Origin of the sequence: Flavobacterium movens, from assembly GCF_039581425.1 — a bacterium.
Taxonomy (GTDB): domain Bacteria; phylum Bacteroidota; class Bacteroidia; order Flavobacteriales; family Flavobacteriaceae; genus Flavobacterium; species Flavobacterium luteolum.
Genome location: NZ_JBCPXY010000008.1, coordinates 160547 through 178169, shown reverse-complemented (window position 1 = coordinate 178169; position 17623 = coordinate 160547). Strand labels below are relative to the sequence as shown.

The window sequence follows — 17623 nt, the reverse complement described above, 5'->3', positions numbered from 1 at the left end:
TGCCAACAACTATCAACCATCAACAAACAACTAATAAAAAATGGAATACAGTAAACTGGATGTGTGGCTGGAGGCTCGGAAGTTGGTGAATTTATTGTATGATTTTTCCAAATTGTTTCCAAAAGAAGAGTTATTTGGATTGACGAATCAAATGCGAAGAGCATCAATTTCAATACCTTCAAATATTGCTGAGGGTTGTGGAAGACAGACATCAAAAGAAACAATACATTTTCTTCATATTTCGAGAGGATCGCTTTATGAATTGGAAACTCAATTTTATTTAGCTTTTGATCAAAAATATATAGAAGAAAATAATTTTAATATCGCACTTGGACAGATTGAAACCTGCAAGAAGTTATTAAACGGATTTATTAATTATTATAAAAAAATAATGTAGTTGAAGTTATGATTGTAAAGTTCCACAAGAACCATCAACCAACAACCAACAACAATCAACCAAAAATAAATGAAAGTAACAGAACATATAGAAAACGCCAAAGGAAAAACATTATTCTCATTTGAAATTATTCCGCCTCAAAAGGGTAAAAGCATTCAGGAATTATACGATAATATTGATCCGTTGATGGAGTTTAATCCGCCGTTTATTGATGTAACGACTTCTCGCGAAGAATATATTTATATTGATCGTGGTAACGGACTTTTGGATAAAAAATTGACTCGTATGCGTCCAGGAACGCTTGGAATTTGCGCTTCTATAAAACATAAATACAATGTTGACACTGTTCCGCATTTGCTTTGTGGTGGTTTCACTAAAGAAGAAACAGAATATATGCTGGTTGACTGTCATTATTTGGGAATCAATAACGTAATGGCGCTTCGAGGTGACGCAATGAAAGACGAACAATCTTTTGTGCCTAAAGCGGGTGGTAATCATTATGCAATTGATTTGGTAAAACAAATCAACGATTTGAACTGCGGAAAATATCTGCATGAGGTAATGGATGCTGATAATAAAGCTGATTTCTGTATTGGAGTTGCAGGTTATCCCGAAAAACATTTAGAATCACCATCTTTACAATCAGATTTAAAAAGATTAAAAGAAAAAGTTGATGCAGGAGCAGATTATGTGGTAACACAAATGTTTTTTGACAACTCAAAATATTTTGCCTTTGTAGAAAAAGCAAGAGAAATGGGAATTACAATTCCGATTATTCCTGGAATTAAACCAATTGCTGTTCAAAGACATTTACAGGTTTTACCGCAAATTTTCAGAATCGATTTGCCGGAAGATTTAATCGATGCGGTTGATAAATGCAAAAACAATGCTGAAATCAAACAAGTCGGAATCGAATGGGCAATTCAGCAGTCATTAGAATTAAAAGCTGCTGGAGTTCCGTTTTTACATTATTATTCAATGGGTAAATCTGAGAATATTCGTCAGATCGCTAGTCAGGTTTTTTAAGGCTTTCTACTCAAAACAAGCATTGATTGGAATCTGTCACCAAGTGACAACAAATTGCTGAAGGATTTTGTTTAATTTAGAAGTTTAAATTTTCGAGTCATGAAAAACGAAGAATTACAAGCCATAGCCTCTCAATTAAAACATCCAACAGGAGAAAAAGGAATCGAAATGGCCAATATGATGAACGAAACGAACATCAATATGACCAAACATTCGATTCACAATCTGAATATTTCCAAAGAAAATAGAATTCTAGAATTAGGTCACGGAAACGCTGGGCACGTAGAATTTCTATTCGAACAAGCAGAAAAATTAAAATACTACGGACTGGAAATGTCGGAACTGATGTTTCAGGAAGCGCGCCAGATCAACCGAAATTTTGTTTCTCAAAAACAAGCTTTCTTTTCGCTTTATGATGGGAATGCAATTCCGTTTGAGGATGGATTATTCGACAAAATATTTACTGTAAATACAATCTATTTTTGGCAGAAACCCGAAGAATTGCTTTCAGAGATTTACAGAGTTTTAAAACCAAATGGAAATTTCTGTTTGACATTTGCAGAAGAAGATTTTATGAAAAAACTGCCGTTTACGCAATTCGAATTTGAATTGTATAGTACAGAAAAAGCGCAGGAGTTGATCAAAAAATCAGATTTTAAAATCGTCTATACAGAAACACAGACTGAAAAAGTAAAAAGCAAAACCGGCGACTTGGTTGATAGAGCTTTTACAACTATTGTTCTGGAGAAGTAGTTGAAATTTTAAACACATAGAAACATAGATTTTTCTTAATTTTAGTTGAGAAGAATTAAAAGAAAAATACATTTTTCACACATAGCTATGTTTGTTTTAAATAAGTGAAACGCCTTTATAGACAAAGAGAACGTTTCTATGTGTTAAAAAATAAAGGTTGCTGAATTCTAAACCCTTGTATCATTATGGAAGTTAAGAAAATCAATTTTTTACAGAGTTACAGCAGCATTTTATGGCTTCTTGGCGGAATTATAACTGGAAGTATTTTTGGATTGGTTTTCGGAGAAAAAGTTTTAATTATAAAACCACTTGGGGATATTTTTCTAAACTTACTTTTTACAGCCATTATTCCCCTTATCTTTTTTACAATTGGTTCTTCGATAGCGAATCTGGAAAGAACGGAGAAATTAGGGAAACTGTTTATCATCATGATTCTAGTTTTTCTAGGGACAATTTTGATATCAGCAATTGTAATGATCTGCGCTGTTTATCTTTTTCCAATTCATGAAGATATTGCTATTGCCAAAGTTCCGTTTGAAGAAGTAGCATCAGGATCAGCAGGAGATCAGATTGCAAAACTGCTTACAGCAAATGATTTCTTTGAATTATTATCTCGAAAAAGCATGCTAGCCTTGATCATTTTCTCCTTTTTAGTCGGTTTTTCCACTTTACAGTCAGGAGAAAAAGGAAATGCTTTCAAAAGTTTTCTAGATTCAGGAAACGAGGTAATGAAACAGCTTCTGAACATCATAATGAAATTTGCACCAATTGGTTTAGGAGCTTATTTTGCTTATCAAGTTGGCGTTTTTGGACCGCAATTGTTGGGAGTTTATGCAAAACCGATGGCAGTTTATTATGCAGCTTGTGTTTTCTATTTCTTTGTGTTCTTTAGCTTATATGCTTTTGTCTCTGGCGGGAAAAGAGCTTTTAAAGTTTTCTGGAGTAATAATATAGCACCGTCATTAACAGCAGTAGGAACTTGTAGCAGTATTGCGACTATTCCAGCCAATTTAGCTGCAGCAGAAAAAATGGGAATTCCGGCTCACGTACGTAATTTGGTAATTCCGCTTGGAGCACCTTTGCATAAAGATGGATCGAGTATGTCGTCCATTTTAAAAATAACTTTTTTGTTTGCCATGTTTGGTAAAGATTTTTCAGATCCGATGACGATTCTTTTAGCACTCGGGATTACAGTTGTAGTTTCAATTGTCGAAGGAGGAATTCCAAACGGAGGTTATATTGGAGAAATTTTAGCCATTACGGTTTATGGTTTTCCGATGGAGCAAGCTTTGCCAGTGGCTATGATCTTGGGGACATTGGTTGACCCAATTGCTACGTTATTAAACGCCAATGGAGATGTAATCTGTTCTATGATGGTTTCGAGATTCTCTGAAAAGACGAAGTGGTAGCTGTTCTTTAAAACAATCAAAATTTTTATTAATCTTCCTTATCCGCGCAATCTGCGCGACATAACTAATACAACAAACTTATGAATTCAATACTACAGCATGATCTCAACAATTTTGAGAATATCTTAGAAAAAACAAAACAGCACGGAATTGATTTTCTGAATAATATCGAAAATATTCCAACGTCTAATACTTATTCAATAGATCCTAAAACGGAGCTAAACGAATTAGGTTTAGGATCTATTGAAGCTTTAAAGGAATTTAACGAGAGATTAGCTCCATTGATGGTTTCTTCGCCAGGGCCAAGATATTGGGGATTTGTTACAGGCGGCTCGACGCCTGCATCTATTGTAGGCGATTGGCTGACGACCGTGTATGATCAGAATACTCAAGCTGTAAAGGCGCAAGGAGGAGCATCGGCATTAATAGAGTTTGAAACCATCAATTTATTATTGCAATTGTTAGAACTTCCTGATTCATTTTTGGGCGGATTCGTTACTGGTGCTACAATGTCAAATTTTACTTCTCTTGGCGTTGCTAGACAATGGTTTGGGAAGCAGTTTGGAAAAGATTTTGCTAAAAACGGAATTTCAGAACCAATTAATATTCTAACAGCAACACCACATTCTTCTACTATAAAATGTCTATCGCTTTTAGGAATTGGAAGTCAAAATTATACAGCAATAAAAGCTGTCGAGGGAAATCGTGAAGCTCTTGATATTGATGATTTAGAAGAAAATATAAAGAAATTAGACGGAAAGCCTTTTATCTTAATCTCGAGCGCAGGCACGGTAAACACAGCTGATTTTGATGATTTTGAAGCAATTGCAGCATTAAAAGAAAAATATAATTTCTGGTGGCACATTGATGCCGCTTTTGGCGGATTTGCAGCAGTTTCAGAAAAATATAAACATTTAGTGCAAGGGTGGGAAGGAGCAGACAGTATTACGATCGATTGTCATAAGTGGCTCAATGTACCTTATGAAAGTGCTTTTTATTTAGTTAAAAAAGACCATATAAATCTGCAGATTGAAACATTCCAAAATTCTAATGCACCATATTTAGCTAATCCGCTGGAGAATTTTAATTATTTGAATGTTCTTCCTGAAAATTCACGTCGTTTGCGTGCATTGCCTGTATGGTTTTCGCTTAAAGCTTATGGGAAAGAAGGCTTTAGAGATATTATCGAAAATAGTACAGCACTGGCTTTGCATTTTGGAAATGCTTTAATAGAAAATGATTTTGAGCTGTTGGCACCAATTCGTTTAAATAATGTCTGCTTTACGCTGAAAGGAGAACACAATCAAGAAAAAGTAAGTCAGTTTTTATCTGTTTTGAATGATACGGGAAAAGTATTTATGACACCAACGGTTTATCAAGGTAAAAAAGGAATCAGGGCTTCTTTTGTGAATTGGAGAACTACAGAAGATGATGTTAAACTTGTAATTGAGGAAATGCGAGAAGTCCTTTCAGAATTATAAACTTTATAAAAGTAGAAGAGCCTGTTTGAAGGAACAGGCTCTTGACTAACACAAAAAAAAAACAAAAAACAAGGTATTTAAAGAACGAAATTTTAAATTCGGTATGTAAATGCAATTGTCGCAATACGATTATCTAACTCATATCTTTTATCAATAGTAGTTTGAGCAACTGCAGATTTAATAGTAAAATTGTTGGTATTGAAAACATCGGTAAAATTGAGTTTGATGTTTCCTTTTTTAGCTAATACTTGTTTTGAAATTCCAATGCTGAAATCAAAGAAGCCATCTCTCTGATAAATTCCAAGATTGGATTTGGACTGATATTGTGCATTTCCTTCCGCTTTCAGGGTTTCAGTTATAGCAAAAGAATTTTGCACGCTTACATTCAAAGTCATAATAGGATCGATTGTATTGCTGTTTAAAATGTCTCCCATAAATTTATTTTCAAAAACATTGAATAAAGTGTTTACAGACCACCATTTGGTTAGCTCAGACGTATTGGTAATATTGATTCCATAATTGTATGATTTATCAACATTTATTTGCGTTGTGACAGTGGTGTTAGTGTCAGGATTGTAATTGTACATTTCCGTGAAAACGTCTTTGGTGCTATTAAAATAAAGAGAAGCCATAAAATTGCTTTTCCATGCATAACCAATTTCCATAGCATGAGTAATCTCTGGAATCAAATTCGGATTTCCTTGTGAATAGTTGAATGAGTCATCATAAAAACGAAATGGATTCAAATCAAACTGACTTGGTCTATTGATTCTTTTACTGTAAGATGCATGTGCAGAATGATTACTCGTGAATTCATACTTTAAGGAAAGACTCGGGAACCATTTCAAATAATCATCTTTGTGTTCTTCATTCAATGTTTTCTGATCAATATTGATTGCGGTGTATTCACTTCTTAAACCCGCTTGAATGTTTAATTTTTCTAACTGATATTTGTAGTTGACGTATGCGGCATAAATCTGTTCGTTATATTCAAAATGGTTAGTCGAATTAAAATCGATAAGCCATTCATTATTTTCATAGTATTCGTAAACAGATGGATTATCATTATTTTTAATGCTGGCTTTGAAACCCCATTCAATAGATTGTTTTTCCTTGAATGGATTTACAAAATCAAGTTTTCCAGTAAAAACTTTTAACTGAGAAGGAATGTAACCACGACGGTCATTTATAACAGTAGCATTTGCTGTATTATCTGCGCTTTGAAATTGGTTCGATCTAAACTTCGAAGTTTCATATTCAAAGTCAAAAGACATGTTTTTTCCTTCTGTATTAAATTTATGAACTCCAGAAAAAGCATACGTATAATCATTCCATTTTTCTTTACTATCATTATAAGTCAGAGCATCAAAAATGGGCTGATTTGAAGTGTTAAATACCGTATTTGTACCGTCAGCCATATTTTCATATCGACCGATTTTGGCATCTACATAAAATTCCAAATTTGTTTTAGGAGAAACCTCATATTGTGTTCCAATCTTGAAATTATTAGAAGTTAAAGGTTCATCTGTAATTGATGTTTGGTGGTTTTTAGATATAATTTCCTGATGCGTAAGATCTGTATATTGAGTCTGATCAAATTTTTTATGTTCTTCTTCGCCTCTAAAAGTATAGCTGTAATTTCCGAAAACGCCCCATTTGTCCTTATTATAATTTAAGTTGAAGCCAGAATTGGTTCTGTTTTTTCGCCCTCTTCCATAACTCGCAAAGGCCGTGCCTTTTAAGCCCGAAGCATTAGGTTTTTTGAGGATAATGTTTATGATACCCGCTTTTCCTGCTGCATCATATTTAGAAGAAGGATTGGTAATTACTTCAATTTGTTTGATGTTGGAAGAGGTTGTCGCCTTTAGATAATTCGCCAATTCTTTTTGAGAAAGCTGTGTCAGTTTACCGTTTATCATTACAGCAACACCTTGCTGTCCGCGAATAGACAAATCGCCATCCTGAGACACGACAACGCCTGGCGCACGAGATAAGACGTCAAGCGCGGTCCCGCCTTCAGAAACGATGCTGTTTTCTACATTGAAAACAAGACGATCAGATTTTTGAGTATAAAGTACTTTCTTTTTAGTAATCACGATTTCATCTAAAGCATTTATAGCTGTTTCAACAATACTATCTGTTTCTTTTTCTTCTGTCTGTGAATATCCATATACCGAAAAAGCAAGCATCATGGAGGTTATAATTTTTTTCATGCTGTTTTAATTTGACCGATTCTAATCTTGTTTTTTATCAGATTTATTGAAGAACAATTCGTTCCAATTCTTCTGAAAACTTTTTTTGAAGATTTAACGCTTGATTTAAAACAACTGAAATACGTTTTTTAAGGATATGGAGTATATGTAACATACTGTGGCATTTAAAATTTGATATGCCAAATATATAACTATTTATAATAAGTCTAAATAAAAATAGAATTAATTTTTCTAATTTTAACGTAATTTCTTGATTATAAGAAGTGCATAAATAAAAAAAGCGGTTTGTTTTTAAATAAAACAAACCGCTTTTCTAACTGAAAACCGTGACTGCGACTGAAAACTTACTTAGTAATTTCTCTAAAAACAGCTTCCAGATTTTTATTCTTCTGATTCAATTGTAATGTTTTTAAACCATTTTCGTTGGCAAAGTCAAAAATAGCTGGGCGCATATCCTTATCTGTAACAAAAGTCAGCTCCCATGTCATGTCATGCGTATTAATGTAAGAAGAGATGTTTTCAAGTCTAGCCAAAAGCTGTTCTTCAACTTTGTAATCAAACTCTACTTCAATAACTTGCTCTTTATCGGCAGTAACTAAATGATCTAATTTATTGTCTGCAACAATTTGTCCTTTATCAATAATTATGACACGATCGCAAATTGCTTCAACTTCCTGCATAATATGTGTAGATAAAAAAACAGTTTTATTTTTCCCCGCATTTTTAATCACATTTCGAATTTCCATTAACTGATTCGGATCCAGTCCTGTAGTTGGTTCATCTAAAATTAAGACTTCTGGATCATGAAGTAGAGCGTTTGCCAAACCAACGCGTTGGCGATATCCTTTAGAAAGCTGCCCAATCTTTTTATGGCTTTCTGGTGTCAGTCCTGTCAGTTGAATTACCTCTTCGATTCTTGATTTGGGGACTTTATAAACATCGGCATTAAATGCCAAATATTCACGAACATACAAATCCAAATACAAAGGATTATGCTCTGGCAAGTACCCAATTGAGCGTTGTACTTCTTTTGTGTTTGTCATGACATCGTGACCATTTACAAGGGCTGAGCCACTATCGGCAAGTAAATAAGTGGTCAAAATTTTCATCAAAGTAGATTTTCCAGCTCCGTTAGGACCAAGAAATCCCACGATTTCCCCTTTCTCAATTTTAAAAGAAATTTCATTTAAAGCTTTTTGCTCTCCGTAACTTTTTGATATACTGTTTACTTCTATCGACATGACTTTTTATTTGTTACAAAAGTAAACAGAAATAGTCTCTATTGCTAAAAATTTGTCTCCTAAAGTGATTATAAAAAAATCAGCAGCACCAGTATTCACGGCATTGTTATTGTTAAAGGAATGCTAAAATTAAAATAAAACCCAAATCATGAAAAAATTTTTAGTGATGGCTGCTTTAGCTATCTGCAGTTTTGCAAATGCACAAAAAGGAACAGTATTAGTTGGTGGAAACATCTCTTATTCTTCTGAAACAAGAGATTTCGGTAATGCTGAAAGAAAATCAAACGAATTTGCTTTTTCTCCAAAAGTAGGTTACCAATTTCACGAAAACTGGACAGTTGGAGGTGAGTTTACAGTTGCTTCTTCAAAAGATGATCAAGGTGTAAATGAATACAAAACTAATACTTCTAGATTTGGTGCATTCGTTCGTTACACTATGCCATTAAGCCAAACTTTCTCAGTATTCGCAGATTTAGGAGCTGGTTTCCAAAACAGAACTGAAAAAGATTACATCGGAGCAAACTATTCAAAAGCTAAAGGAGATGGAATGTATATTGGTGTAGTTCCAGCTCTTTTCATTAACATGAAAAAAGGTTTTGGTCTTAACTTTAGCATTGGAGGTTTAGGATACGAAACATTAAATTATGACAACAACGGTCCAGATGTAAGCAAATTTAATTTCAACTTTGGTAAAACAGCAAGTATCGGAATTTCTAAAAACTTCTAATCTTTAGTTTTATATTCAATTTCAGAAAGCGCTCCAAACGGAGCGCTTTTTTTATAACCATTTCTTGTTGTTACTTTAATTTTTAAGCTATTTAAATTGAGTTGTTTTTAATTAATCGTTAAGAAAATAACTATAGTTATGTATTGGTATTTTAATTGTTTGTTGTATGTGAAATCTTAATAAATATCACAAATGAAAAAAATGCTACTTATTCTTGCACTAGCTATGGTTAGCTTTGCAAATGCCCAAAAGGGAACAATTTTAGTTGGAGGAAATATTGGTTATACTTCTTCAAATAGAGATTTTCTAACATCAAATGAAAAATACCGTGATTTTGGTTTTTCTCCTAAAGTAGGTTACCAGTTTCATGATAATTGGACTGTCGGAGGAGAATTCTCGATTGGTTCTTCGAGAACTGAAATTGAAGGTAGAATGACTGGAAAAGCAAATAATTTTAAAGCGGGTGCTTTTTTACGTTATTCTGTTCCTTTGACTGAAACTTTTTCGGTATTTGCTGATTTAGGTGCTGGTTTTCAAAATCAAAAAAGAACTGTCACTTCAGTAGACGCAGAGAACGAATTCAAAGGAGATGGTTTTTACACAGCTATTACTCCGTCTCTTTTTATTAATATGAAAAAAGGTTTTGGATTAAATTTTAGTATTGGAGGTATTGGTTATCAAACTTGGAGTTTTGATAATGAAGGACAAAAAAATAAGGAGTTTAATTTCAATTTTGGAAAAACAGTAAACATCGGAATTTCTAAAAACTTCTAGGTTTAAGTTTTAGCTAAACATGAAAAAGCGCTCCAATTGGGGCGCTTTTTTTTGCTAAAGTTCTTCTGAAAATTAAACTTGAGGTTTAGCCCCGATAGAAGCGGTATCCTTTTTCTGGCTTCTTTAGCCAGGAAAAGATATAGCGGATAGCGGGAGAGAAGCTGTTTTGAAAACTAAATTTTTCTGCTTCTAAAAAATAATACCAGCAAAATGAAGCCGAACCGAATCATAACTAATATTCGGCCTCATTTGCTGGCATAAAAAACAAAAATATATTCTAGGTAAAACTATTAAGTAACAGGATTTTCTACTGCAGCTCTCATTTCCTGAGCTGCATTTACCATTTCGATTAAAGCTTTTTTAGTTTCATCCCAATGACGGGTTTTTAAACCGCAATCTGGATTTACCCAAAGCTGGTCAACAGGAATTACAGCAGAAGCTTTTTCTAATAAACGAACCATTTCTGCGCTTGATGGAACACGTGGTGAGTGAATGTCATAAACTCCAGGACCAATTTCGTTTGGATATTTAAAGTTTGCAAAAGCGTCTAAAAGTTCCATTTGCGAACGAGAACATTCAATCGTAATAACGTCGGCATCCATATCGGCGATGTTCTGGATAATATCGTTGAATTCGCTGTAACACATATGGGTATGAATTTGCGTATCGTCGTTTACGCCACTTGCAGAAATTCGGAATGCTTTTACAGCCCACTCTAAATAGTTTGCCCATTCTTCTTTTCTTAACGGAAGACCTTCACGAATGGCTGGTTCATCGATTTGAATGATTTTGATTCCTGCTTTTTCTAAATCGACAACTTCATCGCGAATTGCCAAAGCGATTTGCGTACAAGTTTCAGAACGCGGCTGGTCATTACGTACAAAAGACCATTGCAATATTGTAACAGGTCCTGTCAACATTCCTTTTACCCATTTTGGAGTTAAAGATTGTGCATATTGAGACCATTTTACAGTCATAGGGTTTGGTCTTGAAACATCGCCGTAAATAACAGGAGGTTTCACGCAACGGCTTCCGTAACTCTGAACCCAACCGTTTTTTGTAAAAGTGAATCCGTCCAATTGCTCACCGAAATACTCAACCATATCGTTACGCTCAAACTCACCATGGACTAAAACGTCGATTCCAGTCTCTTCCTGAAAACGAATAGTTGCTTCGGTTTCTTTTTCGATTAAATCATTGTATTCTTGAGCTGTTAATTCTCCTTTTTTGAATCTCGCTCTCCAGCTTCTTACTTCTGCTGTTTGAGGGAAAGATCCAATTGTTGTAGTTGGAAATAATGGCAGTTTTAAAGCCTCAATCTGACTTTTTCTTCTAATGGCAAACACGCTATTGCGTTTGTCGTCTGAAGCTGTGATTCCGGCTACTCGAGCTTTAACTTCATTATTATGAATTAATTTTGAAGTTTTACGGTTTTCGTTTGCCTGAACATTTTCTTTATAAGCGGCTGAGTTTTCTAGGTTCACTTCATTTGAAGCAAATTGTTTTAAAAGTACAATTTCGTTGATTTTCTGCTTAGCAAAAGCCAGCCATTGTTTAATTTCAGGCGTAAGGGTCTGATCGTTTGTTTCTAAATCTAAATCGCACGGGCTATGAATTAATGAACAAGAAGGCGCAACTAAAATTCTATTTTTGCCTAAAGCATCAGTGGCTCTTTTGATTAATTCTAAAGATTTTTTAAAATCATTTTTCCAGATGTTTCTTCCGTCAACAACTCCTAAAGAAAGATTTACGTTTGGAGCCAGTTTCCCTGATTCTAAAATATCATCTAACTGAAGCGGACAGCGAACTAAATCTAAATGCAAAGTATCAACTGGCAGAGCCAGAGCTGTTTCTAGATTTTCTCCAAAACAATCAAAATAGTTTGCTAAAATGATTTTAAGCTTTGGGAAACGAGTATTAATTTCGTTATACACTTTCGTGAAAGCACTTCTTTCCTTGTCGGTTAAATTTAAAGCTAAGAAAGGTTCGTCAATCTGAATGTATTCTGCCTTTTCTGCTTGTAATTTTTCAAGAATTTCAAAGTATACAGGAAGTAAATTATCAAGAAGATCAATTCGGTTAAAGCCTTCTTCTTTTTCTTTTCCTAACAAAAGATAAGAAACGGGTCCAATTAAAACAGGTTTTGTCTTAATTCCTAGAACATTTGCTTCTTTAAACTCGTTGATTATTTTTTCTGAAAACAATTCGAACTTTTGGTTTTTTGTGAATTCAGGAACTATATAATGGTAATTGGTATCAAACCATTTTGTCATTTCCATCGCCACAACATCTTGTCCGTTCTTTTGAGATCCTCTTGCCATCGCAAAATACAAATCCAGAGCCGAATTGTTTTTTGCTAATTCGTGATAACGAGCAGGAATTGCTCCAAGAGTCAACGTAAGGTCTAAAACCTGATCATAAAAAGAAAAATCATTAGACGGAATTAAATCTACTCCTGCTTCAGCTTGTAATTTCCAGTTTTTAAGACGGATTTCTTTTCCTGTTTCAATAAGTTCGTCAGCAGAAATTTTTTCCGCCCAATACAATTCAGATGCTTTTTTGAGCTCTCTGTTGCTTCCAATTCGTGGATAACCTAAGTTGTTTGTTTTCATTTTTGATTCAGTATTTTTTACTGAACAAATTTACGTTCTTGGTTTTTATAACTTATATTTGGCTTTTATTTTAGTAAAATGCGTTTTTAAAATACTATTTTAAAGATTATTTTTCTGTATAGATGTCTGAAATTAACTTTTGGCAGTAAAAAAAACTATGGAAAATCTAGACAAAACCGATTTGTTGATCTTGAAATACCTTCAAGAAGACTGCAATATCAATACAAAAGACCTTGCAAGTAAATTATTTCTAACCGTTACGCCCGTTTATGAGAGAATTAAAAGATTGGAAAGAGACGGTTATATTACTAAATATGTTGCTCTTTTGGACAAGCAGAAAATGAACCGAGGGATGACAGTTTTCTGTAATGTGAGATTAAAAGAACACGCCAAAAATGTTGGAAGCAATTTTGTTAAAGATATTGTGGCACTTCCAGAAATTATAGAATGTTATAACATAGCTGGAGATTACGATTTTATGCTCAAAATTTTGGTGCAAGACATGGCTAGTTATCAGGATTTTGTAATGAATAAATTGTCAACGATTGAGAATATCGGGAATACCAATAGTATTTTTGTGATGGGAGAAATCAAGCACAGTACTGCTTTAGAATTTTAAAGGAGAAGAAAATCCTAAAATAAAATGTATTTTTGAAGTCTTAAATCAAGATTTAGATCATCAATCTAAAATCTTTAATCATCAATCTAAAATCAAATGAACTGGGAACAGCTATTATCATTAAAACGTCAAGGCGATACAAGCAAAAGATTACGTGTAGAACAAGATGATACTCGTTTGGGATTTGAAGTAGATTATGATCGAATTATTTTTTCTGCTGCTTTTAGAAGTTTACAAGATAAAACACAGGTTATTCCGCTTTCTAAAACAGATTTCGTTCACACACGCTTAACGCACAGTTTGGAAGTTTCGGTTGTTGGGCGCTCGCTAGGGCGTTTGGTTGGAAAAAAAATCATTGAGAAATATCCTTACCTGAAAGAAGTTCACGGTTATCACATGAACGATTTTGGAGCTATTGTAGCCGCGGCTTCGTTGGCGCATGACATTGGAAATCCGCCTTTTGGGCATTCTGGTGAAAAAGCAATTGGAGAATATTTTTCCATCGGAAATGGACAAAAATATAGAAATCAGCTTACAGATAAACAATGGCAGGATTTGATAGATTTTGAAGGAAATGCCAACGGATTTTCAGTTTTAACAGCAAGCCGTCCAGGAATTGAGGGCGGACTTCGTATTTCGTATGCAACTTTAGGAGCTTTTATGAAATACCCGAAAGAAAGTCTTCCGAAAAAGCCAACCAATAATATTTCTGATAAAAAATATGGATTCTTTCAGTCTGATAAATTATTCTTTGAGGAAGTAGCCAAAGACATGGGAATGATAGCCAATAAATCTGGTGAAGATATTGGTTTCGAAAGACATCCTTTGGCTTATTTAGTCGAGGCTGCAGATGATATTTGCTACACCATTATCGACTTTGAAGACGGAATTAATTTAGGTTTGGTATCTGAAGATTTTGCTTTAGAATATTTGATTAATCTCGTAAAAGACAATATTGGGGTTTCTAAATACAAATCATTAACCACAAAAGAAGATCGTATTAGTTATTTACGAGCTTTGGCTATCGGAACTTTAATTAATGATGCTGTAAATGTCTTTGTTGAAAATGAAGAAGCAATTCTTGCAGGAAACTTTCCGTATGCTTTAACAGACAAAAGCAAATACAAAGCGCAGATGAATGATATCATTAAACTAAGTGTTGAGAAAATCTACCAAAGCCGTGAAGTGATAGAAAAAGAAATTGTAGGTTATCAAATCATTCAAACATTATTGGATAAGTTCATCACAGCATTCAATAATAAATATGAAGGAACGGCTTCAAATTATGACAAATTGATTTTGAAAATGCTGCCAGAGAAACACCATTTAGATAAAACTAATTTATACGAACGTTTATTGCATATTTGTCACTACGTTTCGCTTCTTACAGACGGAAACGCACTTGAATTATACGAAACAATTCAAGGACAGAAAAAGCGTTAAATCGATTCTTTTACAATACAAAATGCCTCTTTCAAAATTAACGAAAGAGGCATTTTTTATTATTCTTATTTTATTTATTTGAAAGCATAAACCAGACCAACTCCAAGAACTTGTCTTAATTGCATTCTTGGGCCGTCATTTACCTGAGTTGTTGTTCCTGTAGTTGGATCAACAACATCTTTTTTGGTTTTAATATCGTCATCATAAATTAAGTGAACACCGATATTAGCCTTTACGTAAGCGTTAACAACAAGATCAAGTCGTGTATCATAATCAATATCGACATTTCCGAATTTGTTTAAGTAATCGGTATATAAACTTAATCTGTTTTCGTAAAAAACGTTTTTATAGATTTCGTTTTTCATATAAGCTGTAAAAAGAATACCAAATTCGGCTTTTACCTTTTGCCCATTTTCAATCAATATTTGCTGAGTAGGATCTAACGGGTCTGGTGCGTAAACCGCTTTTTTAACCCCGAAAGAACCTTGGTCTGCAAGATATTGATCAAGTACTAAAGTGGTTTTTAATGTAATAGGAGAGAAGTAAAATACTCTGTTTTTTTCTTTGTTTGAATTCTCTGCTCCGGCTCCCAGAAAGATATAAGCTGGTGCGAAAGGTTTAGAAATGGCAACATCACGGTTTGGATAATTATAACCATCTGTAAATTGTGTGTTGAAATTTAATTTAGAAGAGTAATACCAGTTTGAAGCAGTATCTTTTCTGAAACCATAAGTAGAGTTAAACTGAAAGGCGTCGTCTGTTTTTCTTAACTCAATTCCGTCTTGTTTATTTAAGCCATATTTTACAATAAGCTCATTTACCCATTTATGATTTTTTTTGGCGTAGGTTCTTCCAAATTCACCTTTAAATAGACCTGAAATAGAACTTGTTCCTCCCGCGCTCCAGTTTACAAAAGCAATTTCAGAAATGTCAAAACCAACCTGATTCTTTCTGCTCCAGTTGGACGGCGGTTTAGGTGCTTGATTAGGACTTAAAGTTGTTTGTATAATCTGGGCAAAGTTATTAGAAGTACACAAAAGCAATAATAGCAAAAGGGTAGAACGCAATAATTTCATTAGGTAATTTTTTTTTTTGGTGTCGCAAAATAATTATTTTGAACCGTTAGAAAAAAGATTTATTAAACTTTTAACGTCAATTTTACACAATTGTTGCAGTTGGTTTACCGTTCCATGTTCGATAAACTTGTCTGGAACACCCATAATTTCAATAGAATTTCTAAAATTATTTGATGCTGCAAACTCCAAAATTGCACTTCCAAAACCGCCATTTTTAACCCCTTCTTCGATTGTAATAATACGTTCGAAAGTTGAAAAAACAGAGTTTAATGTGTTGTAATCTAGTGGTTTAATAAAGCTAAAGTTATAATGCGCAATCTCTTCAGAATTTATTGATTCTTTAAGTGCTTCTATAACATTATTTCCAATTGTTCCGGCCGATAGCACAGCAACTTTCGTACCATCTTTCAGGCATTTTGCCTCGCCCCAGTTTATTTTTTCGTAATGTCCGAAATTTTCTATTTCCCAATTTGGCAAGACTCCTCGGCCTCTTGGATATCGAATTGCGATAGGATGTTCTATTCCTAATTGAACTGTGTATAAAATATTTTGAAGTTCAATTTCGTTCAGCGGAGCATAGATAACCATATTCGGAATTGATCTCAGATAAGCGATGTCAAAAACACCATGATGCGTTGCGCCATCTTCGCCAACTAAACCTGCGCGGTCCAAACAAAAAATTACAGGTAAATTTTGCAATGCCACATCATGAATTACCTGATCGTAGGCACGTTGCAAAAATGTGGAGTAAATGTTGCAATATACAATCATGCCCTGAGTTGCCATTCCTGCTGCCAGCGTTACGGCGTGTTGCTCAGCAATTCCAACATCAAAAGCGCGTTCTGGGAATTCATCCATCATAAATTTTAAGGAACTTCCAGATGGCATGGCAGGAGTGATGCCTATTATTTTTTCATTCTTTTTGGCTAAATCTAAAATAGTCAAGCCAAAAACATCCTGATATTTAGGCGGAAGATTTTCTTCCGATTTTAAATGAATTTCTCCAGTTGAAGCGTCAAATTTTCCAGGCGCATGATATTTTACCTGATTTTCCTCAGCCTGCTGCAATCCTTTTCCTTTTGTAGTTACAATATGAAGGAATTTTGGACCTTTTATCTTTTTAAGACGATTTAATTCTTTGATTAATTTAGGAAGGTCATGACCGTCTATTGGTCCTGAGTAATCAAAATTCAAAGATTTAATGATATTATTCTGGCGTGGATTTTTGCCGTTTTTAACCGAAGTAAGGTATTTTTTTAAAGCACCAACGCTCGGATCAATTCCGATGGCATTGTCGTTTAGAATCACCAAAATATTGGCATCAGTTACTCCGGCATGATTTAAACCTTCAAAAGCCATTCCGCTGGCAATAGAAGCGTCTCCAATAACTGCAATATGTTCTTTGTCGAAATCACCTTGTAGTTTAGAAGCAATCGCCATTCCAAGTGCGGCAGAAATAGAGGTGGAAGAATGCCCAACACCAAAAGTATCGTAAACACTTTCGCTTCTTTTCGGAAATCCGGAAATTCCTCCGATCTGTCTGTTGGTATGAAAAATTTCTCTTCTTTCGGTCAATATTTTATGCCCGTATGCCTGATGCCCAACATCCCAAACCAATAAATCATCTGGAGTATTAAAAACGTAGTGTAAAGCAATGGTGAGTTCTACAACGCCTAAACTTGCGCCTAAATGACCTTCTTTTACAGAAACGATATCAATAATAAACTGACGAAGTTCTTGAGCAACTTGAGTAAGCTGTTCTTCTTTTAAAAGACGCAAATCGGCAGGATTGTATATGTTGGAAAGTAAATCGCTTTTCATTGTAAGGTAAAAAGCAAATTTACGGTTTTAA

14 protein-coding genes are annotated in these 17623 nt (G+C 34.3%); 9 read left to right on the top strand and 5 right to left on the bottom strand.

All coding sequences use genetic code 11. The features are described from left to right. Positions 1-40: 40 nt before the first annotated feature. The 5 genes from AAYQ05_RS15690 (at position 41) to AAYQ05_RS15670 (ending at position 5066) form a co-directional block, all read left to right on the top strand. Positions 41-397 carry a four helix bundle protein gene (locus AAYQ05_RS15690; RefSeq protein ID WP_343544361.1) on the top strand — a complete coding sequence of 119 codons (357 nt, stop codon included), beginning with the start codon at positions 41-43 and terminating at the stop codon, positions 395-397. 69 nt (positions 398-466) lie between these two features. Further along, complete coding sequence (gene metF / locus AAYQ05_RS15685; RefSeq protein ID WP_343544360.1) at positions 467-1423, top strand: methylenetetrahydrofolate reductase [NAD(P)H]; 957 nt, start codon at positions 467-469, stop codon at positions 1421-1423. A 99-nt stretch (positions 1424-1522) separates the two neighbouring features. Beyond that, positions 1523-2176, top strand: coding sequence for a class I SAM-dependent methyltransferase (locus AAYQ05_RS15680; RefSeq protein ID WP_343544359.1), 654 nt, complete (start codon positions 1523-1525; stop codon positions 2174-2176). A 185-nt stretch (positions 2177-2361) separates the two neighbouring features. Next, positions 2362-3585, top strand: a complete 1224-nt coding sequence (locus AAYQ05_RS15675; protein WP_343544358.1) for a dicarboxylate/amino acid:cation symporter — start codon at positions 2362-2364, stop codon at positions 3583-3585. 80 nt (positions 3586-3665) lie between these two features. Further along, complete coding sequence (locus tag AAYQ05_RS15670) at positions 3666-5066, top strand: pyridoxal phosphate-dependent decarboxylase family protein (RefSeq protein WP_343544357.1); 1401 nt, start codon at positions 3666-3668, stop codon at positions 5064-5066. Positions 5067-5158: 92 nt separating this feature from the next. On the opposite strand, the gene AAYQ05_RS15665 is transcribed toward AAYQ05_RS15670, so the two are convergent. Continuing rightward, complete coding sequence (locus AAYQ05_RS15665; RefSeq protein ID WP_343544355.1) at positions 5159-7279, bottom strand: TonB-dependent receptor domain-containing protein; 2121 nt, start codon at positions 7277-7279, stop codon at positions 5159-5161. 344 nt (positions 7280-7623) lie between these two features. After that, entirely contained in the window at positions 7624-8520 is an 897-nt protein-coding gene (gene gldA / locus AAYQ05_RS15660; RefSeq protein ID WP_343544354.1) for a gliding motility-associated ABC transporter ATP-binding subunit GldA, read from the bottom strand. A 148-nt stretch (positions 8521-8668) separates the two neighbouring features. Here gldA and AAYQ05_RS15655 point away from each other — a divergent pair, with 148 nt between their 5' ends. Then, positions 8669-9247, top strand: coding sequence for an outer membrane beta-barrel protein (locus AAYQ05_RS15655; protein WP_343544353.1), 579 nt, complete (start codon positions 8669-8671; stop codon positions 9245-9247). 192 nt (positions 9248-9439) lie between these two features. Then, complete coding sequence (locus tag AAYQ05_RS15650) at positions 9440-10021, top strand: outer membrane beta-barrel protein (RefSeq protein ID WP_343544352.1); 582 nt, start codon at positions 9440-9442, stop codon at positions 10019-10021. 290 nt (positions 10022-10311) lie between these two features. Here the strand turns inward: AAYQ05_RS15650 and metE are convergent, their stop codons facing one another. Continuing rightward, positions 10312-12633: a 5-methyltetrahydropteroyltriglutamate--homocysteine S-methyltransferase gene (gene metE, locus AAYQ05_RS15645; protein WP_343544351.1), complete on the bottom strand. Its 2322-nt coding sequence runs from the start codon at positions 12631-12633 to the stop codon at positions 10312-10314. A gap of 157 nt (positions 12634-12790) precedes the next feature. On the opposite strand from metE, the gene AAYQ05_RS15640 reads away from it, so the two are divergent. Continuing rightward, on the top strand, positions 12791-13252 hold the full coding sequence (locus AAYQ05_RS15640) for an Lrp/AsnC family transcriptional regulator (protein WP_201998764.1): 462 nt from the start codon (positions 12791-12793) through the stop codon (positions 13250-13252). Between the two features lie 96 nt (positions 13253-13348). Further along, the gene (locus AAYQ05_RS15635) at positions 13349-14695 is read left to right on the top strand and encodes a deoxyguanosinetriphosphate triphosphohydrolase (protein WP_177211060.1); all 1347 of its coding nucleotides are present in this window, start codon (positions 13349-13351) and stop codon (positions 14693-14695) included. Between the two features lie 74 nt (positions 14696-14769). On the opposite strand, the gene AAYQ05_RS15630 is transcribed toward AAYQ05_RS15635, so the two are convergent. Further along, on the bottom strand, positions 14770-15771 hold the full coding sequence (locus AAYQ05_RS15630) for a DUF3078 domain-containing protein (RefSeq protein ID WP_343544350.1): 1002 nt from the start codon (positions 15769-15771) through the stop codon (positions 14770-14772). A 33-nt stretch (positions 15772-15804) separates the two neighbouring features. Further along, positions 15805-17592 carry a 1-deoxy-D-xylulose-5-phosphate synthase gene (locus tag AAYQ05_RS15625; protein ID WP_343544349.1) on the bottom strand — a complete coding sequence of 596 codons (1788 nt, stop codon included), beginning with the start codon at positions 17590-17592 and terminating at the stop codon, positions 15805-15807. Between the last annotated feature and the right edge of the window lie 31 nt (positions 17593-17623).